Origin of the sequence: Dolichospermum sp. FACHB-1250, assembly GCF_014696335.1 — a bacterium.
Classification (GTDB): Bacteria; Cyanobacteriota; Cyanobacteriia; order Cyanobacteriales; family Nostocaceae; genus Dolichospermum; species Dolichospermum planctonicum.
In genome coordinates this window covers 136828-157427 of record NZ_JACJPZ010000001.1, presented here as the reverse complement: position 1 = coordinate 157427, position 20600 = coordinate 136828, and the positions used below count along the sequence as shown (strand labels likewise).

General features: G+C 38.3%; 21 protein-coding genes and 1 tRNA gene. 9 read left to right on the top strand and 13 right to left on the bottom strand.

What is annotated here, in order from left to right; genetic code table 11:
• Window positions 1-140: 140 nt before the first annotated feature.
• The 4 genes from kdpB (at window position 141) to H6F39_RS00640 (ending at window position 4522) form a co-directional block, all read left to right on the top strand.
• Window positions 141-2240, top strand: coding sequence for a potassium-transporting ATPase subunit KdpB (kdpB, locus tag H6F39_RS00655; RefSeq protein ID WP_137907994.1), 2100 nt, complete (start codon window positions 141-143; stop codon window positions 2238-2240).
• 179 nt (window positions 2241-2419) lie between these two features.
• Window positions 2420-2626, top strand: a complete 207-nt coding sequence (locus H6F39_RS00650; protein ID WP_236097121.1) for a potassium-transporting ATPase subunit F — start codon at window positions 2420-2422, stop codon at window positions 2624-2626.
• A 46-nt stretch (window positions 2627-2672) separates the two neighbouring features.
• On the top strand, window positions 2673-3272 hold the full coding sequence (gene kdpC / locus H6F39_RS00645) for a K(+)-transporting ATPase subunit C (RefSeq protein WP_137907996.1): 600 nt from the start codon (window positions 2673-2675) through the stop codon (window positions 3270-3272).
• Between the two features lie 92 nt (window positions 3273-3364).
• Entirely contained in the window at window positions 3365-4522 is a 1158-nt protein-coding gene (locus H6F39_RS00640) for an anhydro-N-acetylmuramic acid kinase (protein WP_137907997.1), read from the top strand.
• A gap of 37 nt (window positions 4523-4559) precedes the next feature.
• Here the strand turns inward: H6F39_RS00640 and H6F39_RS00635 are convergent, their stop codons facing one another.
• The 6 genes from H6F39_RS00635 to H6F39_RS00610 form a co-directional block, all read right to left on the bottom strand.
• Entirely contained in the window at window positions 4560-4757 is a 198-nt protein-coding gene (locus tag H6F39_RS00635) for an NblA/ycf18 family protein (RefSeq protein WP_028083489.1), read from the bottom strand.
• Between the two features lie 555 nt (window positions 4758-5312).
• Entirely contained in the window at window positions 5313-6041 is a 729-nt protein-coding gene (locus H6F39_RS00630; protein ID WP_137907998.1) for a Stp1/IreP family PP2C-type Ser/Thr phosphatase, read from the bottom strand.
• Window positions 6042-6062: 21 nt separating this feature from the next.
• Window positions 6063-7748 carry an AarF/ABC1/UbiB kinase family protein gene (locus H6F39_RS00625; RefSeq protein ID WP_137907999.1) on the bottom strand — a complete coding sequence of 562 codons (1686 nt, stop codon included), beginning with the start codon at window positions 7746-7748 and terminating at the stop codon, window positions 6063-6065.
• 131 nt (window positions 7749-7879) lie between these two features.
• On the bottom strand, window positions 7880-8200 hold the full coding sequence (locus H6F39_RS00620) for a DUF6825 family protein (protein WP_137908000.1): 321 nt from the start codon (window positions 8198-8200) through the stop codon (window positions 7880-7882).
• Between the two features lie 110 nt (window positions 8201-8310).
• A tRNA-Pro gene (locus tag H6F39_RS00615) sits at window positions 8311-8384 on the bottom strand.
• A gap of 229 nt (window positions 8385-8613) precedes the next feature.
• Window positions 8614-9141 carry a GNAT family N-acetyltransferase gene (locus H6F39_RS00610; protein ID WP_137908041.1) on the bottom strand — a complete coding sequence of 176 codons (528 nt, stop codon included), beginning with the start codon at window positions 9139-9141 and terminating at the stop codon, window positions 8614-8616.
• Window positions 9142-9591: 450 nt separating this feature from the next.
• On the opposite strand from H6F39_RS00610, the gene H6F39_RS00605 reads away from it, so the two are divergent.
• Entirely contained in the window at window positions 9592-10488 is an 897-nt protein-coding gene (locus tag H6F39_RS00605) for an alpha/beta fold hydrolase (protein ID WP_137908001.1), read from the top strand.
• A 49-nt stretch (window positions 10489-10537) separates the two neighbouring features.
• On the opposite strand, the gene tsaD is transcribed toward H6F39_RS00605, so the two are convergent.
• The gene (gene tsaD / locus H6F39_RS00600) at window positions 10538-11581 is read right to left on the bottom strand and encodes a tRNA (adenosine(37)-N6)-threonylcarbamoyltransferase complex transferase subunit TsaD (protein WP_137908002.1); all 1044 of its coding nucleotides are present in this window, start codon (window positions 11579-11581) and stop codon (window positions 10538-10540) included.
• 339 nt (window positions 11582-11920) lie between these two features.
• Between tsaD and H6F39_RS00595 the strand changes: the two genes are divergently transcribed.
• From H6F39_RS00595 to H6F39_RS00585, 3 genes are all read left to right on the top strand, one after another.
• Window positions 11921-12415 (top strand): Photosystem I reaction center subunit III, encoded by a 495-nt coding sequence (locus H6F39_RS00595; protein WP_137908003.1) that lies wholly within the window; start codon window positions 11921-11923, stop codon window positions 12413-12415.
• Window positions 12416-12454: 39 nt separating this feature from the next.
• The gene (gene psaJ, locus H6F39_RS00590) at window positions 12455-12601 is read left to right on the top strand and encodes a photosystem I reaction center subunit IX (protein ID WP_015079100.1); all 147 of its coding nucleotides are present in this window, start codon (window positions 12455-12457) and stop codon (window positions 12599-12601) included.
• A 331-nt stretch (window positions 12602-12932) separates the two neighbouring features.
• Window positions 12933-13397, top strand: a complete 465-nt coding sequence (locus H6F39_RS00585) for a photosystem I reaction center subunit XI (protein WP_028083754.1) — start codon at window positions 12933-12935, stop codon at window positions 13395-13397.
• A 66-nt stretch (window positions 13398-13463) separates the two neighbouring features.
• Here the strand turns inward: H6F39_RS00585 and gmk are convergent, their stop codons facing one another.
• From gmk to H6F39_RS00560, 5 genes are all read right to left on the bottom strand, one after another.
• Window positions 13464-14060: a guanylate kinase gene (gmk, locus tag H6F39_RS00580; RefSeq protein WP_137908005.1), complete on the bottom strand. Its 597-nt coding sequence runs from the start codon at window positions 14058-14060 to the stop codon at window positions 13464-13466.
• Window positions 14061-14335: 275 nt separating this feature from the next.
• Window positions 14336-14602, bottom strand: a complete 267-nt coding sequence (gene remA, locus H6F39_RS00575) for an extracellular matrix/biofilm regulator RemA (RefSeq protein ID WP_015080662.1) — start codon at window positions 14600-14602, stop codon at window positions 14336-14338.
• A 649-nt stretch (window positions 14603-15251) separates the two neighbouring features.
• On the bottom strand, window positions 15252-15524 hold the full coding sequence (locus H6F39_RS00570) for a GlsB/YeaQ/YmgE family stress response membrane protein (RefSeq protein ID WP_028083755.1): 273 nt from the start codon (window positions 15522-15524) through the stop codon (window positions 15252-15254).
• A 172-nt stretch (window positions 15525-15696) separates the two neighbouring features.
• A complete protein-coding gene (gene hemN / locus H6F39_RS00565) occupies window positions 15697-17079 on the bottom strand; it encodes an oxygen-independent coproporphyrinogen III oxidase (protein ID WP_190396038.1) in 1383 nt (460 codons plus the stop codon).
• A 283-nt stretch (window positions 17080-17362) separates the two neighbouring features.
• A complete protein-coding gene (locus H6F39_RS00560) occupies window positions 17363-18037 on the bottom strand; it encodes a heme oxygenase (biliverdin-producing) (protein ID WP_190396037.1) in 675 nt (224 codons plus the stop codon).
• Window positions 18038-18462: 425 nt separating this feature from the next.
• Between H6F39_RS00560 and acsF the strand changes: the two genes are divergently transcribed.
• Entirely contained in the window at window positions 18463-19539 is a 1077-nt protein-coding gene (gene acsF / locus H6F39_RS00555; RefSeq protein WP_137908008.1) for a magnesium-protoporphyrin IX monomethyl ester (oxidative) cyclase, read from the top strand.
• Window positions 19540-19608: 69 nt separating this feature from the next.
• Here the strand turns inward: acsF and H6F39_RS00550 are convergent, their stop codons facing one another.
• Window positions 19609-20526, bottom strand: a complete 918-nt coding sequence (locus H6F39_RS00550) for a metal ABC transporter substrate-binding protein (RefSeq protein ID WP_370539354.1) — start codon at window positions 20524-20526, stop codon at window positions 19609-19611.
• Window positions 20527-20600: the final 74 nt, after the last annotated feature.

Genomic DNA, 20600 nt, shown 5'->3' with positions numbered 1-20600 from the left:
GATAAGAAATTAACCGCAGATAAATCTGTACTTCTGTGAACTAGGAAATGCTATAAGAAGATGAAGATAATTTTCCCTCTTTATTTCTTGTTTCTTGTTTCTTCTTCCTGACTCGGTGACTCCTAAAAAATTAGTTATATATGAATTCAAACGGAACTAATTCTAATTCTAAAGCCTCCCGTCCTCGTTATCGCCGTCAAAAACACAGAAAAACGCGGGTAACGAACAAAGGCCTTTATATTCGAGCAATTAGGGATGCCTTTATGAAATTGCATCCTCAATATGCTATCAAAAATCCGGTGATGTTTTTGGTATGGGTAGGAACAATTATCACCTTTTTTGTGACGATTTATCCCCAATTATTTGGACCGATAAACCAAAAAAACCCCTATTTATTTAACGGGCTGTTAACGGGAATTTTGCTGTTTACAATTCTATTTAGTAACTTTGCTGAAGCTGTAGCGGAGGGAAGAGGGAAAGCCCAAGCTGATACTTTACGTTCAACGCAGTCAGCTACTAACGCCAAAAAGATTGGTGTTGACGGGACAATTATAGAAGTTCCGGCCACCAGTTTAAACCGGGGGGATACTATCCACGTCGTATCAGGTGATATTATACCTGCGGACGGTGAAGTAATCATGGGTGTCGCGTCTGTGGATGAATCAGCGATTACTGGCGAATCTGCCCCTGTTCTCAAAGAATCAGGCTCGGATGTTGCTAGTTCTGTTACGGGAGGTACACGCATTATATCCGATGAACTAATTATTCGTGTCACGGCCGAAGCCGGTAAAGGCTTTATTGATCGGATGATTGCTTTAGTAGAAGGAGCAGAGCGTACTAAAACGCCTAATGAAATTGCTTTAACAGTATTATTAGCGGTTCTGAGCTTGGTATTTCTATTTGTAGTGGCAACTCTTCCCGCCTTTGCTTACTATGTGAATAGTCCTGTTAGTGTACCGGTTCTCATTGCTCTTTTAGTAGCACTTATACCCACAACTATCGGCGGTTTACTGAGTACCATTGGTATTGCGGGTATGGATAGGGTAGCTCAATTTAACGTCATTGCTACCTCTGGAAGAGCCATAGAAGCCTGTGGAGATATAAGTACCCTAGTTCTTGACAAAACTGGGACAATCACTCTGGGAAACCGTTTAGCAGAGGAGTTTATTCCTATCAATGGCCACTCAGTCATAGAAATTGCTAATGTATCTTTGGCAGCTAGTATCTTTGATGATACTCCAGAAGGTAAATCTATTGTCCGACTGGCAGAAAAGTTAGGTGCAAATTTTGATTTAGACCGCAACCAAGCCCAAGGGATAGAATTTTCGGCCAAAACCCGCATGAGTGGTACTAATTTACCTGGTGGTAGGGAAGTACGGAAAGGTTCAGTGGAAGCAATTAAAGGCTTTATCCTGTCGCGTCATGGACGGAATACCCCAGAATTGGATGTTGCTTATGAGCAAGTTTCTCGTCAAGGTGGTACACCTCTAGCTGTTTGTCTTGATCATGAAATTTACGGTGTTATCTATCTCAAAGATATTGTTAAACCGGGTATCCGTGAACGATTTGACCAACTCCGACGCATGGGGGTACGAACAATCATGCTCACGGGAGATAATCGTATTACTGCTTCTGTAATTGCTCAAGAAGCGGGAGTAGATGAATTTATCGCTGAAGCTACTCCAGAAGATAAAATAACTGTGATTCAACGGGAACAGGCTGAGGGTAAAATAGTAGCGATGACGGGAGATGGAACTAATGACGCTCCCGCTTTAGCACAGGCTAATGTAGGTGTGGCCATGAATACGGGAACACAAGCAGCCAAAGAAGCTGCTAATATGGTAGATTTAGATTCTGATCCTACCAAATTAATTGATATTGTTAGTATTGGTAAGCAATTGTTAATTACTCGTGGAGCATTGACAACCTTTTCTATTGCTAATGATATTGCTAAATATTTTGCGATTATTCCCGTACTTTTCACTGCTGCTAAACTAGAAAGTCTGAATATTATGAAGTTAACTAGTGTTAATTCGGCTATTCTGTCCGCATTAATTTACAATGCTTTAATTATTCCGGCTTTGATTCCCCTAGCATTAAAAGGTGTTCAATTTCGACCTTTGACAGCTAATCAACTTCTGCAACGAAATATTTTAATTTATGGATTAGGTGGGGTAATTGCGCCATTTATTGCGATTAAATTAATAGATATGATGATTACATTTGTCGGTTTAGCTTAAATTAAATTAAATTATTAAATTAAGCGGTTAATTATTCTTGAGATCTTACTAAGTAGGTGAACGGAAAAAAACCGACATAAGTAACGAAAAGTAAAGTTGCCCAAAACCTCTTCCCAGTTAAGAGTTAAGAGTTAAGAGTTCCCTTGTCATAACGACATCTGATGAAACTGATACAATTTATGAGATTATCCAGATTTAAATACCAATTACCCATGATTATTTTTCTGGTGATGTGTTTAAATTTATTGATTGCCCCAGTGGTTTATGCTAATAGTGGCGGTAGTTTAGATAAAGTTTCTGCTTGGGCAATTGGTATTTTAGGTTTTACTACTTTAATGTTAGTAGTTTATTTGTTTATAGTGATTTTTCAGCCAGAACGCTTTTAATAATTTACAAATTAAAACAAGTTTCAATAAAATTAAAAATGAAATTATGTCTATTTTTAGAGAAATTTTCAGAGCGGTCAGAATTACTCTGGTGATTTGGTTATTAACAGCAATGATATATCCCCTGTTTATATTGCTGGTAGGCCAGTCAATTTTTCCGTTTTCAGCTAATGGTAGTATCATATCAAATGTCAATGCTCAACCCATTGGTTCAACTTTGATTGGTCAAGGATTTACCTCAGACCGTTATTTTCATGGTCGTCCTAGTGCTGTCAGATATAGCCAAGGTAAAAAAGCTCAACCTGCGGGTATTTCTGGAGGTAGCAATTTTGCTCCTACTAATCCTCAACTCAAGGAACGCATTCTTAAACAAGCGGAAGAATTACAAAATGAAAATAAACAAGCTGTAGCTGATTTGATTTATACATCAGGCTCAGGTTTAGATCCCCATATTTCTCTGAAAGCAGCACGAGAACAGATGGAAAGAGTGGCACAGGCACGGGGGATAAAGGAAGATGATATCATCCCGTTAATTACTAAGTATATTGATGGTAGATTTTTGGGTATCTTCGGTGAACCAGGGGTGAATATTTTACGCTTAAATTATGCCCTGGATTTACAAGAGATCAATCGTGAACAAAATTAGTTGTTGGTCAGTGGTCAATTAGTCATTTTCTTTTGACATGGGTAATGGTATGAATTACACTACTATTGATATCCATAAAAGTATTTGAGTCAATGCACCCGACTCGCGTTATCGGTTTAATGAGTGGTACATCTGTAGATGGTATAGATACCGCTTTAGTGGAAATTTCTGGTAGGGATTTGGATCTCAAGGTGGAGTTAATAGCAGGGGAAACATATCCCTATCCCCCGCAACTCAGAGAACAAATTCTAGAACTTGGTGCTGGTGCTGCTGTATCAATGGCAGAATTAGCTACCATAGATGATGCTATCTCTCGGACTTTTGCTGAAGCTGCTCAATTTATCCAAGTTGGTCATCAAGCAGCTACTTTGATCGGTTCTCATGGTCAAACTGTTTACCATCGTCCCCGTCGGGGAGCAGGAGAACTGGGTTATAGTTTCCAACTGGGACGGGGATCACTAATTGCCCATCTAACTGGTATTACTACTGTCAGTAATTTCCGATCTGCTGATATTGCAGCTAGTGGCCATGGTGCGCCCCTTGTTCCTAGAGTTGATGCCTATTTACTGGGTGATTCACGGGAAGAACGTTGTATACAAAATATCGGTGGTATCAGTAATGTAACTTACCTACCAGCAGTCAGTGATAATTGGTTGTCCCAAATTCGGGGTTGGGATACAGGTCCAGGTAATAGTCTATTGGATTTGGCTGTACAACATTTTACCAATGGTGCTAAAACTTATGATGAAAATGGTGATTGGGCAGCTAGTGGTACACCATGTTATCCATTGGTAGAAAAATGGCTCAGTCATGAGTATTTTCACTTGCCACCGCCTAAATCTACTGGACGTGAGTTATTTGGTGTCGCTTATTTACATCAGTGTTTAGAAGATGCTCAAGGCTATCAGTTCAGTACATGGCCTGCGGATTTTTTGGCAACCATTACAGAACTGACGGCGGTTTCTATTGTTCACAATTATGACACTTTTCTACCAAGAAGGCCACATCAGGTGTTATTATGTGGTGGTGGTAGTCGTAATATTTACTTAAAACGGCGGCTAGAGTTGTTATTGGGGAAAGTTCCAGTTTCTACTACGGACAAGCTGGGCATAAGCGCGTCCTTTAAGGAGGCGATCGCTTTTGCGGTTTTAGCATATTGGCGCAGTATCGGTATTCCTGGTAACTTACCTTCTGTGACAGGAGCATCTCAAGAGGTGCTGTTAGGAGAAATTCACGGTAATTATTGCTAATTATCCCTAATTTAAGGATATATCCCCGGATTTTTCTCTAGGCCATGCTAGAACCTGAGTCTAGACCCCACTGTTGTTTAAGCAGTTCTTGATAAGTTGCTTCACGCACCATCATTTGTCTATAGAGCTTAACTAAAAAGTCTTGAGCTTGTTCGTGGCTCATCTGTTGGACTTGTGTAGCAAAGGAGCAAATGCTAAATTGCTGTTCCAAGGACAGTTCAATTGGTTGATTCATAATGAACTCCAAAACAAACAACGTATAAAAACGACATTGACAACAGAATTGAAGAGTTAAGAGTCAGTAGTAAAAAGTAAAAGCCAGTTTTACTTTTTACTTAGGTTCTGTACTGCTTTTTTCTGCAATTTGCTATGTCACATAAACATCCGCAGAAGTGATTTCTAGATTTTGGTTAACATTTGTTTCTCTATATTAAGAAATATAACAAATGTTTGACAGTTTGCCCATCTTTTTAGATTTATTTCTAATCAGAGGTAACTAATTGGGTTTTCATCTAGATGCTGTAGACAGTTGACATGATATTTGCTGTTTATTTAGACATATTACCCGGTGGAATATGCCAGTTGGGGTAATTAGAAAAATTTAAACTCCTATGATATTTGGAGGGTAGAAATATTTTTAGCAAGTTATTGATGGGAAAAATGCTCAAATTGAACAAAATATTCAGTATATTTACTTTTTGTAGTGAGGGGGGAAGGAATAGGCAAGAGAAAATAGGCAAGATACTCTTAACTACTGACTCCTGACTACTATCACTGAATAATTAGAAAATCAGGTTTCTACAGAGACGAGAACGACGGTGATGTTGTCGTTTCCACCTTCTTCTTTTGCGGCTTCTACGAGAGATTCGGCTGCTATTTCTAGGGAAGGTGTGCCTTGAAGGTAACTGGCAATTTTATCGTCTACAAGTTCTTCTGTAAGTCCATCACTGCATAATAATAAGCGATCGCCATGTTCTAAATCTAGTTGTTGGACTGAAATCTGATTCAGGTCTTCTCTACCCAAACAACTGGATAAAACATGACGATAGGGATGAACCCTAGCTTCATCAGGAGTAATATCGCCTATTTTCAGTGCCTTGGCAATCCAGGTATGGTCTTCTGTAATTTGTTGTAATTGTGATTTCCGCAGACGGTAAAGACGGGAATCACCAACATGACCGCATACGGGAGATTCTCCGGGACGAATCACAACTACTACCGCTGTTGTTCCCATATCAGCACGTTCAGGATGATTTTGCTGATCCTGGACTATAGCTTGATTTGCAGTAGATAGGGCTTGTTGTAATAGTTTTGATGCTGATTCGGGGCATTGCCAATTTTGCTCCAAGTATGAACGAATTTCTTGAGTAGCGATACGACTAGCCTCTTCTCCTCCCGCATGACCACCCATACCGTCAGCGACGATAAAGAATCGCCCTGCGGGGTCAATATAGTAGGAATCTTGATTATAAGCACGAATAAGCCCCGGATCTGATAAACCGGTAGAGTCAAGTTTCATAGATTTTTCGTAAGCGACTAATTAATACATTCGATCATAACGGTCGAGACGCAAAAGCAACCGAATCAGCATGAATGAAACTGATGCTGCAATTAAACCAATCAGACTTGCTAACCATACATAATGGCTAACGAGGAGAATTGTAGCGGCAATTGTAAAACCACTGATAATCAGAGCATAGCTTATTCCCAGTTGAATATTGCTCTGTCGCCGTATCAGACGTTCTGTTTCTACGGAGCGAACTCGAAGCCGGATATCCCCACGTTCTATTTTATCTAGAGTATCTTCTAATCTCCGTGGTAATCCTAAAGCAGTGCTGCTAACTTGGACTGCTTGACGACTTAATTCATTCAAGAAGCTATTCCCCTCAGAACTACTGTTATCTGTCATAAGCTGCATTGCATAGGGCTGGGCAACTTCCATAAAATTAAACTCTGGATCTAGACCTTTACCGACTCCTTCCAGGGTGGAAAAGGCACGCATGACAAAGGTAAAAGTTGCTGGAAATCTAAATGGTTGATCATAGGCCAGTTCGTACAAATCTTCACTGATAGCTGCCACCGATTGGTTTTCAAAAGGCTTATCCATGAAGTTATCCAGCATATACTGGACAGAACGACGGACAGGTCCCATGTCCTCAACTGGGGCGAGCGCTCCTAAATCAACTAGGGATTTTACCACACGATCGCCATCTTTTTGGGCGATGCCAAATAAAGTTTCCATTAGTCCTTCCCGGACATTCGACTTAATTGTACCCATCATCCCGAAGTCGTAGAAAATCAAAGCCCCGTCGGGACTAACTGCCAGATTACCAGGATGGGGGTCAGCGTGAAAGAAGCCATTATTCAGAAGTTGATGCAAGTAAGCTTGTGCGCCATAACGAGCGATCGCTTTTCTGTCTACACCCGCAGCCTCCAAGGCCTCATACTGACTAACTTTAATTCCAGGTAAATACTCTAAAGTAATTACCCTAGAAGTAGCATAACGCCAATATACTCTCGGTACTTTTACCCAGTTATAAATGCGGAAATTGCGGCGAAAAGTATCGGCATTGCGACCTTCATTCAGATAATCAATTTCTTCCCAGAGAATGCGACAACATTCTTCATATATACCCATCCAATCTCTACCTCGTCCCCATTTGGGGTGGTTTTGAAAGTAACGGGCAATACCTTTAAGAATGTCTAAATCAATTTCAAATAGCTTTTTCAGTCCAGGCCTTTGCACCTTAACAACGACGGACTCACCAGTATATAGAGTAGCCTTGTGGACTTGACCCAAACTAGCAGCAGCCAGGGGAACAGGTTCAAAATCTTGGAAAAGTGAGGAAATTGGTTTACCCAACTCCTGTTCAATAATTCCTTCCACCTGTTCATAACTAAATGCTGGAACTTTGTCTTGTAACTTAGATAACTCTTCTACATATTCAGTCGAGAAAATATCAGCACGAGTAGAAAACAACTGTCCCACCTTAATAAAAGTCGGACCCAAATCCAAGAATGTAGTTCTAATCCAGATTGCTTGGGCTTTGCGTCTAGCTGCTTGCTTGGCTTCCGTCATACCACCGGGGTAACTCCAGGGCTTGCTATAGCGCCAAATTTTGAACATCAAGGTCAAGACAAAAGACCAAATATCCACAAAGCGGCGTTTGCTAGAGTATTCTTCCCGATTCCAACGGTATGCTTTGCCTGAGTAACCTTGTTCCATATTTTTCTTATACCGTCGGCTTGAGAGGGAGCAGGAGAAGCTGGGAGGGTAAGGGATCTGGGCGGTTGGGGCAGCTGGGAGGAATTTTCCCATTACCCATTACCTATTACCCATTACCCATTACCCATTACCTATTTTGCAGCATTGCGATACTTCTGCAATTCACTTCTTAATAGAGCGATTTCCGCCCTTAATTCGTCAATTTCGGTCTGTAGATCTAAAGAATCTGCACCAGATGAACTATTTGCCGGTTTTCCAGTTGCAGAGGATTCAGCAGCCCGATTAGCTCGTGCCATCACTTCTTCTGTAAACTGGCGTAGCTGCTCTTTAGCTTCAGCATCAAATTTGCCCAATTCACTCAAAGCATCAGTCAAGGCGACTTCTACACGCTCATTAATCACTTCGGCTACTGCTCTGCCCACGAAAAAGGCTTGCACAAGGGGATTACTCATAAATTTTTGTAAAGTTGCTCCGCAAAAAGATTATAACCTGCCTGGATGCTGTAATGTTTCCATTTGCAACTTTGCTGAGTTAGCGGAATACAACCACCTTGACATAAAAATCGGGATGACAGGATTCGAACCTGCGGCATCCTGCTCCCAAAGCAGGCGCGCTACCAAGCTGCGCTACATCCCGTAAATCTATCAAAACCAAGTTCTACATAACCTAAATTATGTTTTTTTGGTTCATCTGACTCATCATATCATAAAAAAGAATAAATGCAAACCCAATAATCTATAAAAAATCAGACTATGGAAAACATCCTGGGAGAAATCAGGCACAAACCAGGATTTTCCCGGAATTTTCACCAAATTTTAGATTTTAAATTACCGCGACTATTCCCCAATGCCTCATCCACACCAAATTACTGAGGATACCAAAACATTCCTTTGATACCTTCAGGATCGGACATAAAGCCCATAGTCTTATAGAAATCTACAACATGAGGGTCAGCAAAAAGAGTCACGTTACTAATTTCTTCATTCTTCAGTTTTTTGAGGACATATTTCATTAATGCCTTACCTAGTCCTCTACTTTGAAAATCAGGATGAACCACTACATCCCAAATGGTGGCATTAAAAGCATGGTCTGAGGTAGCACGGGCAAAACCAATCAAACGCTTCTTGTTTCCTCGTACTTGCCACATAGAGGCCACGAGGAAACTATGCTCAATAGCTTTTTTTACTTTTCTCAGAGGGCGACGTGACCAGCCAACTGCGTCACAGAGTTCTTCTAATTCATACAGGTCAATATCTCTTTCCGTACTGAAAATGATTTGATCCTTATCTAAACTAGAATTACTTTCAACGGCCGCTGTATGCTCGTTAACAGCAGCAGTTTTATTTGTCGCTAAAGATTCAGGAGTGCTAAACCAAGTTTTCCAAAAACCCATGCCAACGCAGTTCGGGTAGTATGACTGAAATTGGTTACCACTTTTTAAGAGTGTTGATTCACATTTAACATCGCTATGACCATAGCGAGTTATCGGGTGTTTCTTACCAATCACCTTTAACTTTAGCATTTTGTTTTCGTACTACTCTATAAAACTCGTCGAAAGTCCAAATTTTTCCCAAATTGATCTATGTTTCTGGTTTAAGTCATAAATTTCTTCAGCACTACTTTCATAAACATAAATAGACAAGTTTAAGCTGAGATTCAGCTAATCAATATCAAATTCAATGACACAAGAATAACAGGTAATTTAACTGATACACTGTAGAATTAGATAATTCAGCTAGTTCAAAATTTAATTTTTGTTTTGTTGAATTTTTGAATTATTCTTTTCCTGTTTGTATTTAGTTGTATTTATTCGCACCCAAAATCATGGGTACGATATTTAACTATGGCAACAATAGAAATCTTAGGTGTTCCACATACTTATGAGCTAACCGCTCCTACATCATGTCCCCATACTTTAGTATTTATCCACGGTTGGCTAAATAGCCGTGTATACTGGCAACCCGTAATTTCTCGTCTATCACTAGATTTACAGTGTTTATCTTACGATTTACGAGGGTTCGGTGAATCACAGTCCCAGGTAACATCAGATTCAGATATAGAACTGACTCCCACAGACTCTAGCATGATTACTTCTTCCTTGGATTCCTTATATTCTCCATTCGCTTATGCTCAAGATTTAGCCGTTCTTCTCAAACATCTGAATATTTCTAGTGCTTGGCTCATAGGTCATTCTTTGGGTGGTACTATTGCTCTGTGGACAGCGGCCCAATTACATGATTGTATTCAAGGTGTAATTTGTATTAATGCCGGTGGTGGAATTTATCTTAAAGAAGCATTTGAGCAATTCCGTGCCGCAGGACAGAAATTTTTACAAGTCCGTCCCCGTTGGCTTTCGCAAATGCCTTTAATTGATTTGTTATTTACTAAAGCTAGTGTATTGCGTCCTTTAGAGCGATATTGGGCGCGTCAAAGATTAATTGATTTTATTGTAGCTGATCCAGAAGCTGCTCTGGGAACTCTTTTTGCATCTACTACGGAACAAGAAATTAACTGTTTACCCCAGTTAGTATCGAAATTGAAGCAGCCAGTATATTTCTTAGCGGGTGCTGACGATAAAGTAATGGAACCGAAATATGTCCGCCATTTGGCCAGTTTTCATTGGCTTTTCCAGTATGTTGGTGATAATGTGATTGAAATTCCTGATTGTGGGCATTTGGCTATGTTAGAGCAACCGGAAGCCGTCGCTGAACATATTCAGTCAGTAGTTATTGGTCATTAGTTATTAGTCCTTATTAATATTAATTAATATTAAATTAATAGGTTGGAAATTAATTTTCGTATAACTTCATGACATGGTTCAGGGAGAGCCGGGAATGCACTCCTAATGTCATAGATGATCTATGACCACGGGAGAGGTGTTCAGCAGCAGCACAGCCAATCATGGCCGCGTTGTCAGTGCAAAATTTTAGGGGGGGGAAAAGAACCCGCAAGTTATGTTTATTGGCTGCTGCTTGTAAATGCTTTCTGAGTCCACTATTTGCTGCTACACCACCGCCTACCGTAATAGTGTCTAGTTTATAATTAAGAGCGCAGGCGATCGCTCTTTTCGTCAGCGATCGCGCTATAGTATCCTGGAAACTAGCCACTACATCCGCTATTGGTACTTCTTTACCCTCTTTTTCCAATTGTTGCACTAAACGTAATACTGCTGTCTTTAATCCGCTAAAGCTACAATCATAAAGATGATAACCCCCACCTGGTAAAGAAATTTTTCCCTCCGGTAATGTAAAGGCTTGGGGATCACCGATTTGTGATAGTTGATCAATTATTGGTCCGCCGGGATAACCCAATTTTAATAACCGCGCTACTTTATCAAAAGCTTCACCGGCTGCATCATCACGGGTTTCCCCCAGAGTTTCGTATATACCATAATCTTTGACATAAATCAAGCTTGTGTGACCCCCGGAAACAAGTAAGCTAAGAAAGGGAGGATTTAAACTTGGCTCAGTCAAATAAGTCGCACAGATGTGACCTTCCAGGTGATGTACTCCCAAAAAAGGCTTTTCATGTACCATGGCCAGGGTTTTGGCGGCTGTTAATCCCACCAGCAATGCCCCTACAAGTCCAGGCGCACAAGTGGCAGCTATACCATCAATCTGACTCCAATTTAGATGACTAGAGGCGATCGCTTGTTCTATTTCGTAATTCAGCGTTTCTAAATGCTGACGTGATGCTACCTCTGGGACTACGCCACCATATTGTTGATGAACAGGAATTTGTGAAGCAACAATACTACTACAGACCTGACGATTGTTAATTATTGCAACAGCAGTTTCATCACAACTGGTTTCAATGGCTAAAACGGTTGTCATAATTAATTAGGGAAGAGGGAACTCTTAACAGGGAACAGGTGACAGGTGACAGGTGACAGGGAACAGGTGACAGGTGACAGGTGACAGGGAACTCTTAACAGGTGACAGGTGACAGGTGACAGGGAACAGGTGACAGGGAACAGGAAACTGACCAATATATATTCTCTCTTGCCTCTTTCCTATATTTTGATTGAGAAGCTTTAACTTTTGTTGACTTAAACTTTACTCTATTCCCAGCCAAGAGTATGATAACTTCCTAGTTATCTAAAATAAAGACTGTACAAGCCGCTTCGTTTTGTACAAGGAACTTCTCGTTTTGTAACAAAAGGAAACAACTCCATGACACGATTGTTTGCTTTGCTTTTGGCGATGACCCTTTGGTTCAATTTTGCTCCTCCAGCGCAAGCACTAGGGGCTAACCTTGTACCTTGCAAAGACTCTCCCGCCTTTCAAGAGCTAGCACTAAATGCCCGCAATACCACCGCTGACCCCGAATCAGGTAAAAAGCGGTTTGAACGTTATTCTCAGGCTCTCTGTGGACCCGAAGGCTATCCCCACTTGATTGTAGATGGCAGCCTGAATCATGCTGGAGATTTCTTGATCCCCAGTATTCTTTTCCTCTACATTGCTGGTTGGATTGGTTGGGTAGGCCGTGCTTATTTACAAGCGATTAAAAACGGAGCGAATGCCGAACAAAAAGAAATCCAAATTGATTTGGGTATTGCTCTACCTATTATCACCTCTGGTTTTGCTTGGCCAGCAGCAGCAATTAAAGAATTGCTCTCCGGCGAGCTAACAGCTAAGGATTCAGAAATTACCGTTTCGCCACGTTAATTCACTTGTTTTCACTCACTTATTCTGGAGACTAAATTCATGGCTGAAAAAGGTAACGAAACTAACTACTTGATTACATTCATCTCCACTGCTCCTGTTGCGGCAACTATCTGGTTGACAATCACAGCAGGAATTTTAATTGAATTTAATCGCTTCTTCCCTGACCTACTTTTTCACCCCCTATAGGTTGAAAATACGGTTCAAAAAAGCTAATTTACTTAGCTTTTGCTGGTAGATTGTCTAATTGAGTGTCAAACCTAATTAGGTAAAAGTGTCCCTCGAATCAGCAATCTTTGCTAATGTATGAAACTCGTATATTATCCATTATTTATGGGTTTCATACTTTTCTAAATTAGAAAGTGGCAAAATTAATTTTTCTCAACTTGCTTATGGCAGTTTTCAGAAAAATTATTTCTAATAGAAAAAGCCACCTTTATCATTTGAAGGCCAGCAAACAACACAAGTAGTAAATTCATCACAAACTAACAAGAGTGATTCAAGGAATCTAAAAATACTTATGGCAATAGCAGCAGGACGTGATCCGCAAAAAGGCGATCTAGAAACCCCCATCAATTCCGCTCCTTTGGTGAAGTGGTTTATTAGCAACTTGCCGGCATACCGCGCTGGTTTGAATCCTTTTAGACGCGGTTTAGAAGTTGGTATGGCTCATGGTTACTTGCTATTTGGACCTTTTGACAAATTAGGTCCTTTACGTAACGCCCCCAACGCTAACTTAGCTGGTTTATTGGGCAGTGTTGGCTTAGTTGTGATTTTAACAGCTTGCCTATCCTTATATGCAAATAGCAATCCTGATAAAGCCCTTGCTAGTATTGCTGTACCTAATCCTCCAGTTGATGCTTTCAACTCCAAGGAAAGCTGGAATAATTTCGCCAGTGCTTTCTTAATTGGTGGTATCGGTGGTGCAGTAGTCGCTTTCTTCTTGACAGGTAATTCTGGTTTAATCCAAGGTTTATTGGGTTAATTTGATTTTTGGTAATGGGTAGTAGTTACTAATGTTACCCATTACCAATTACCCATTACCACATACTTATTCAAAAATAGCTTTCTCTATTTCCTTTAAAGCTTGCTCAAAATCGTCATTGATAATTTGTAAATCAAATTCATTAGCAGCGGCTATTTCTGCTTCAGCACGTTTGAGACGACGAGAAATTGCTTCCTCAGAATCTTGTCCCCGTCCACGAATCCGGTTTTCTAATTCTGAAAATGAAGGTGGTAAAATAAAAATGCTCAGGGCGCTAGGAAAGGCAGTTCTGATTTGCCTTGCCCCTTCTAATTCAATTTCTAATAGCACCAACTTACCCGACTGAATATGGTTAAGCACCGCTGCACGGGGTGTACCATAAAAGTTACCAGCAAATTCTGCCCATTCTAAAAATTCACCTTTAGTCACTAATTCTTGAAATTCTTGACGGGTAATAAAGTAATATTTTTGACAATTTATTTCTCCTGGACGTGGAGAACGAGTCGTGGCGGAGACTGAATAATATAATTCTGGATGACGCTGGAGAATTTCATTCATTAAAGTGCCTTTACCGACTCCGCTAGGACCTGTTAAAACAATTAGTTTGCCCAAGGTCGGACATTCTTGGGTATTTTTAGCATAATAGAAAGGTAAGACTGGCATTATCCGTGAAAAGAGTGAGTTAATAAATTAATAAGTGTACATGATTCCTTAGTCTTGTTTTAGCTGGTAAAACAACTAATTGCTATTTTGAATTTGGGACTTGAGATTTTTGCATATCTACAATATAAGCCTTTGCGGCTGCACCTTTGATCCGCACTGTTCAAATTAGCATCAAGACTAAAGAATTTGTAGCACTGGTGACAGAAAACCAGTCTAATCGAGATGGTACGGAGGATATGGTACAAATAGAGTTGGGTTGATAACTATTCCGGTGATTAATTATCTACAACATGATGATCACGGGAAATGACAAACCGGTTGGCTACGGTTTCAGGCTGAATTGCGGAGAGAATTACATGACTAGAATCGGTGATAATTACCGCCCTAGTGCGTCTTCCATAGGTAGCATCAACCAGTTGACCTCTATCCCTAGCATCGGTAATAATCCGTTTAATGGGAGCAGATTCTGGACTAACTATGGCCACGACTCTGTTAGCAGAGACGATATTACCAAACCCGATATTGATTAATTGAATTTCCATAAAAAAAATTTCAGCTAAACGAGAAATGAAAAGCTTGTAGTAAACTTATTCTCATGTTATCGCTAAAGAATGGGAGTTACAACGATTTAAACCTCGTTAAGTTGAGTTTTTTCATAGTTAATGCTTTTTTTGGCTGTATTATCAATCAAATCTACCAAAAATACTCCATAAGATATAGGCACAGTTATATTCATATAAGCTAGTGACCCTTTGGTTTGAATTTAAAATTATCTGGGTTTGGTAAATGATGTTTAAAAAATATCAAGCAGTGTAGGTACTCAAATGTACTGCATTTAATTTGTATAATTATAGCGGACATGATGCCCCCACAACAAGATTTAACTATGTTAGGACTGTATTAGGAATGTACAATTTAGCTGCGTCACAGCTTATTATGGATATATTGCTACATAAATAAATTATCAGTAGGCAAGAATAAGCTTGTAAGTGAAATTTTATGTAAGTCCTAAATTAGATTCAATCTGAGGAATCTCGAATCAAACCGTAAAAATGTCTGATACAGTGCAAGCTAACAAAGCTAACAAAAGTTTTGACAATATGATATTGGGTTTTCTTGCGTCAACCCAACATTTTATATTAATGAAAAAGAGTTTAATTAATGCTATATCAATAGCTAACGATTAGTAAATTATACTCTGCTACCCCTTTGCCATAATCCCCATAAATAAATAGCAATAATTGCCCCAATAACTGCTACTATTACCCCAGGAATACTTAAAGATGCAGATGTAATTTGTAAAGTTCCTGTGCGAATGAGAGTGAATAAAGTCCCACCAATAAAAGCACCAACAATACCTAATATCATCGTAGATATCATTCCTCCACCTTGATAACCAGGATAGACAGATTTAGCAATTACACCGGCTAATAGTCCCAAAATCATCCAAGTAATAATATTCATTGATTGCTTCCTAAAAAAATTCAACTCATGTCAAATTTATCAAAGCTTAATATTATTTATTTCTATCTAATGACATAATCTGTATCAGTCAAAAGGTATGTAATTAGGACTTATTGATAAATCATAATTACATACCAATTTTGATTAAATTTACTGCAAAAATTCAGCAAAATTAAATAGCGCGAGAGAATTTAGTTTCTCTATTTCTTGTATGAGTATCGAAGAGAACCGCAATATTTCTCACCAGCAATCTCCCAATATCAGTAATATGGATCTCATCAGTAAATACATTGACTAATCCATCATTTTCTAGGGGTTGTAATTCTTGGAGTTCGTAGCAGAAATATTTATTAAAATCAAGATGATATTTCTGTTCAATCTCTAGTTTATTGAGATGAAAATGAGACATTATTGACATAATTACATCCCGTCTAATAATGTCATCCTGGGTTAATTGAATACCTTTACTAATAGGAATTACACCCGCTGCGACTGCTTTGTAATAGTCCTTTAATTCCTTATGATTTTGAGCATAAGCATCTTCCAACATACTAATAGATGTAGCCCCAAAACCAAATAATTCAGTTTCCGCGTGGGTAGTATAACCTTGGAAATTACGTTTTAGTGTACCATGATTTTGAGCGATCGCTAATTCATTATTATTTTTGGCAAAATGATCCATCCCAATAAACAGATACTCATGATTAGTTAATTCCTCAATTGTCATTTTCAGGATATCTAACTTTTCTTCTGCTCCCGGTAATGCTGCTTGGGGAATCATTTTTTGTACAGGTTTAATCCAAGGTACATAAGCAAAATTAAAGACGACAATTCTATCAGCATCTAAAGCCATTGTCTTGTGTAATGTTTCCCGAAAAGTTGCCAAAGTTTGATAAGGTAAACCATAAATTAAGTCTACATTGACACTATCAAAATTAGCCTCCTTAATCCAACTCATGACATCAAAGAGTAGTGATTGTGGTTGAATTCGATTCACTGCTTTTTGCACTTCTGGGTGAAAATCTTGAATCCCGAAACTAATGCGATTAAAGCCAATATCTCTCAAAAATAAGATATATTCTCTGTTCACATAACGGGGATTAATTTCGATAGAAACTTCTGCATTTTCCGCAATTTGGAAATTACGAGTAATATTTTTCCAGAGAGATTCCACCTGTTCAAGTTCTAAATAATTTGGTGTTCCTCCACCCCAATGAATTTGTAAAACTTGTCTATTTTTATCAATTAAAGCTGAGGTATTTTTGATTTCCTGTTCTAAATGTTCCAGATACGGTATAGCCATATTCTTGTTATTAGTAATTACCGTATTACAACCACAGAAATAACAAGCACTTTGACAAAAAGGAATATGAAAATACAAAGATAGGGGAGTTTTTCTTTGATTAGAAGCGGTAATTGCAGTTTGGAAATTTTCCGCTGTGAAAGTATCAGTTAATTCTGTTGCTGGGGGATAACTTGTGTATCTAGGAGCGCGAGTATCATACTTTTGAATTAGATCAAAATCAAACTTAACACCAGGTAATAGAAAAACCATTATAGTCTCCAGTGAATTTGTGTGATGATTGGAAATAATCACAATTGATTTTCCCAATTTCGATTTAATGTTGTAATTTAGGATTTAGCTATTAACAAATAGAATATATTTATCCTATTTATTTGTGGTGAACATTATTTTTTTAATGAACCACTCCAGACACAGAGAAAATAGAGGAAGAGAATACATAAAATGTTTGCATCTTGTTGAGCATCTTTATATAATTCATCATGTTCAAAATTAATTGAGTGATGAATTATATCTTTGTCAATTATGCAGAGACTCAAATTAAACTATTGTAAGTGTCTTTACCAATAGTCTCTATTAAAATCTTTTCTAACTCTTGAAATATCTGCATATTTAATTTGAAAGCATAGTTAGCTTCTGCGACAATTTTGTCAGCACTTGTATCATCAATGGGGAGTTTATCTAATGCTTGACGATACTTTTCTTTAAAAGCCTGTTTGTCGGGAATTTGCTCAAAATTGTAAAAGGAAGTTCCTGTATATCCAGACAGTTTTAAGGCTGACTGAGCAATTTTTTGGAGCATTTGGCCACCGGAAAGATCACCCAAATAACGAGTATAGGAATGAGCTAATAATAGTGCGGGTTCATGGGTAGAAATTTGTTGAATACGCGCAATATAAGTTTGAGTAGCAGGTGAAGGTTTAATAGTTTCTTGCCATTGATTCCCATGATAAAATAACATATCTTGTTTGAGGGAAGATTGGCGATTTAGTTCGGGAAAATAAATTAAACTAATTACAGGATGTTGTTTATGTTTCTCAATTGCTGCTTCTAGTTCACTATAAACAAAATAGAAATTACTCAACAATTGAATAAAACAATTTTTGTCTACAACTCCTTTGATAAAGCATTTCATGAAACCGACATTTTCAGAATTTGTATGCGCTTGTTGCGTTCCCACACGCAGTTTCATTGCTAAATTATTACTCATTGTTTCTTCCCTCTTGTTGATGTCTGTAGTGTTCTTTTCCAAATTTTAGCGACTCGTTTATCAGTTCACAGCCGATATAATTACAGAAAATTGCTATTCTATATGAATAGAGTTATCAGCATAATTTCTCCAGCACAAATCTCCAGCATAAATGTCCAGCATAAATTACTATCAATAGTAATTTCGGCTATTTTTACCGCTCCTGAAATTATTTAACTATTATTCTTTGTATAACTATAAAAGTATTCATATTTATTTATAGTTTCCTAAATACATTTGTTTAGTAAATAGGTATTTAAACCATAAATAAATCCTAGATAATTCAGTATTTTTGTAAGAATTAGTTTCAATAATTTAACTGATGACTAATAACAAATATTCATGCTTATATAATTTTAAGGCAGACAATGGCAAAAGGAATACTTATGGTTAGGTCGTTGGATAAACCCCCAGTTGAGTTACCGAAATCGGGGGTAAAAACACCCGTTCAAGAAACACTATTAACACCCCGCTTTTATACCACTGATTTTGACACAGTGGCCAAAATGGATATTTCGGGGTATGAAACGGAATTAAGGGCTGTAATTGAGGAACTCAAAGCAGATTATAATCGTCATCACTTTATACGAGATGATGAATTTAAGCAAGGTTGGGATCACATTGTTGGTGAAAAACGACTGGCTTTTATTGACTTTTTAGAACGTTCTTGTACTTCCGAATTTTCCGGGTTTTTACTGTTTAAAGAATTATCCCGTCGTCTCAAGGAGAATAACCCCTTATTATCAGAAGCATTTGCTTATTTAGCACGAGACGAAGCCCGTCATGCGGGGTTTTTAAATAAGTCAATGGCTGATTTTAACCTTTCCCTTGACTTAAGTTATCTGACTAAAAATCGCACCTATACATTTTTCCCTATAGAGTGGGTTATTTACACGGTTTATCTATCGGAAAAAATAGGTTATTGGCGTTATATTTTAGTATATCGTCACATGGAAAAAAATCCCGAATACCAATTTTATCCTCTATTTCGGAAGTTTGAAAGTTGGTGTCAAGATGAGAATAGACACGGTGATTTTTTCAAAGCTTTGTTACGTTCTCAACCTCAATTATGGAATAATTGGAAATCTCGGTTATGGGTACGGTTTTTCTTAATAACCGTTTTTGCAACTCACACCATGACAGTATTTGAAAGAGGTAATTTCTATGAAATATTAGGTATTCATCCTCGTAAATACAATAATCAGGTAATTGAAGAAACTAACAAAACCGCAGCTAAAGCATTTCCGATTATTTTAAATACCAATCATCCCTATTTCTTCTGGTATTTAGAACAATGTGCATTGTATAATCAGAAAATAATTGATCTCAACAAAATCAACGATTGGGGAATTATCAAATATTTCCAAAAAATTCCCTTGGTCTTGATGATTTTTTGGTATATGTTCAAGATTTTTCTGATTAAACCCATAGACGCAGAAGCAACTCGTCAACAAGTTTGTTAGTTAGGGAAAGGGGAAAGTTGAATGACCAACAAGATTCTCAAATTCTCTAAGAATTTGGGGATCTAATCCTTATTTTTTACTCTTTAATTGAAATGGTGTATATTTCCCACCTAAAGCTTCAACAATAGCGCGGGTATTTGCAACCATCATTTTTATATAAGTATCACTATTACTACCTTTTACCCCAATGGAATCAGAATAAAGTGCAGTTGGTGCTAATTTTACCCCTGCTTCTTCCGCAACTGTTTTAATTAAAGCTGGGTTAATTGTTGTTTCTGCAAATATCGCTGGAACACCTATTTTTTTCACTGATTCTACTAATTTTCTCACCGTTTGGGCGCTTGGTTGTTCCTCCGTACTAATCCCGATTAAAGTTCCAGCAATTGTTATTTTATAAGCATTTCCATAATATTGAAAAGCATCATGAGTAGTAATTAATTTACGATTTTCTGGGGGAATAGTTTGGATTTGTTGTAAAATCCAAAGATGTAATTGTTGTAATTCATCAATTAACTTATCTGCATTTTCAGTCAACTTATTTTTATCTGCTGGTGACAAAGCAATTAAACTATTTTTAATAGCTTTCACCATCAATATAACATTTTCTGCACTACCCCAAACATGAGGATCTGGAACAATTTTCCCTTTACCTTTATCTAATTTTAAGGATTTGACAACTTCCCCCACAGCTAACTTTTGCGCTTTGTCTCCAGTCGCATTCATTAACTTAATAATTCCCGGTTCTAAATTGTAACCGTTGTACAAAATCAAATTAGCTTTTTCCAAAACTCGACTATCTGCGGGTACTGGTTCATACATATGAGGATCTGCACCAGGTTTCAAAATTCCCGTAATTTGTAATTTTTCTCCGCCAATTTCTTCAGCTAAATCTGCAATAATGGTACTCGTCGCTACAACCTGCGGCGGATTATTTCCTCCGTGTAAGGAGTTGGGAGTACAACCCATTACAGCCAAAGATACCAACATTCCCAGACAAAGGGGATTAAACCTAACTCCCAACCCCTTTTTTGTCCTAGAAAGGGAGTAAAAGTCATACATTG

Excerpts from the sequence above, each read along its gene's own strand:
- H6F39_RS00650 (WP_236097121.1), top strand. The coding sequence starts at position 2,420 with ATGAGATTATCCAGATTTAAATACCAATTACCCATGATTATTTTTCTG.
- H6F39_RS00585 (WP_028083754.1), top strand. The coding sequence starts at position 12,933 with ATGGCAATAGCAGCAGGACGTGATCCGCAAAAAGGCGATCTAGAAACC.
- H6F39_RS00595 (WP_137908003.1), top strand. The coding sequence starts at position 11,921 with ATGACACGATTGTTTGCTTTGCTTTTGGCGATGACCCTTTGGTTCAAT.
- H6F39_RS00640 (WP_137907997.1), top strand. The coding sequence starts at position 3,365 with ATGCACCCGACTCGCGTTATCGGTTTAATGAGTGGTACATCTGTAGAT.
- H6F39_RS00630 (WP_137907998.1), bottom strand. The coding sequence starts at position 6,041 with ATGAAACTTGACTCTACCGGTTTATCAGATCCGGGGCTTATTCGTGCT.
- H6F39_RS00610 (WP_137908041.1), bottom strand. The coding sequence starts at position 9,141 with ATGGGTTTTTGGAAAACTTGGTTTAGCACTCCTGAATCTTTAGCGACA.
- H6F39_RS00635 (WP_028083489.1), bottom strand. The coding sequence starts at position 4,757 with ATGAATCAACCAATTGAACTGTCCTTGGAACAGCAATTTAGCATTTGC.
- H6F39_RS00620 (WP_137908000.1), bottom strand. The coding sequence starts at position 8,200 with ATGAGTAATCCCCTTGTGCAAGCCTTTTTCGTGGGCAGAGCAGTAGCC.
- gmk (WP_137908005.1), bottom strand. The coding sequence starts at position 14,060 with ATGCCAGTCTTACCTTTCTATTATGCTAAAAATACCCAAGAATGTCCG.
- H6F39_RS00625 (WP_137907999.1), bottom strand. The coding sequence starts at position 7,748 with ATGGAACAAGGTTACTCAGGCAAAGCATACCGTTGGAATCGGGAAGAA.
- psaJ (WP_015079100.1), top strand. The coding sequence starts at position 12,455 with ATGGCTGAAAAAGGTAACGAAACTAACTACTTGATTACATTCATCTCC.
- tsaD (WP_137908002.1), bottom strand. The coding sequence starts at position 11,581 with ATGACAACCGTTTTAGCCATTGAAACCAGTTGTGATGAAACTGCTGTT.
- kdpB (WP_137907994.1), top strand. The coding sequence starts at position 141 with ATGAATTCAAACGGAACTAATTCTAATTCTAAAGCCTCCCGTCCTCGT.
- remA (WP_015080662.1), bottom strand. The coding sequence starts at position 14,602 with ATGGAAATTCAATTAATCAATATCGGGTTTGGTAATATCGTCTCTGCT.
- hemN (WP_190396038.1), bottom strand. The coding sequence starts at position 17,079 with ATGGTTTTTCTATTACCTGGTGTTAAGTTTGATTTTGATCTAATTCAA.
- kdpC (WP_137907996.1), top strand. The coding sequence starts at position 2,673 with ATGTCTATTTTTAGAGAAATTTTCAGAGCGGTCAGAATTACTCTGGTG.
- acsF (WP_137908008.1), top strand. The coding sequence starts at position 18,463 with ATGGTTAGGTCGTTGGATAAACCCCCAGTTGAGTTACCGAAATCGGGG.
- H6F39_RS00560 (WP_190396037.1), bottom strand. The coding sequence starts at position 18,037 with ATGAGTAATAATTTAGCAATGAAACTGCGTGTGGGAACGCAACAAGCG.
- H6F39_RS00570 (WP_028083755.1), bottom strand. The coding sequence starts at position 15,524 with ATGAATATTATTACTTGGATGATTTTGGGACTATTAGCCGGTGTAATT.
- H6F39_RS00550 (WP_370539354.1), bottom strand. The coding sequence starts at position 20,526 with ATGTTGGTATCTTTGGCTGTAATGGGTTGTACTCCCAACTCCTTACAC.
- H6F39_RS00605 (WP_137908001.1), top strand. The coding sequence starts at position 9,592 with ATGGCAACAATAGAAATCTTAGGTGTTCCACATACTTATGAGCTAACC.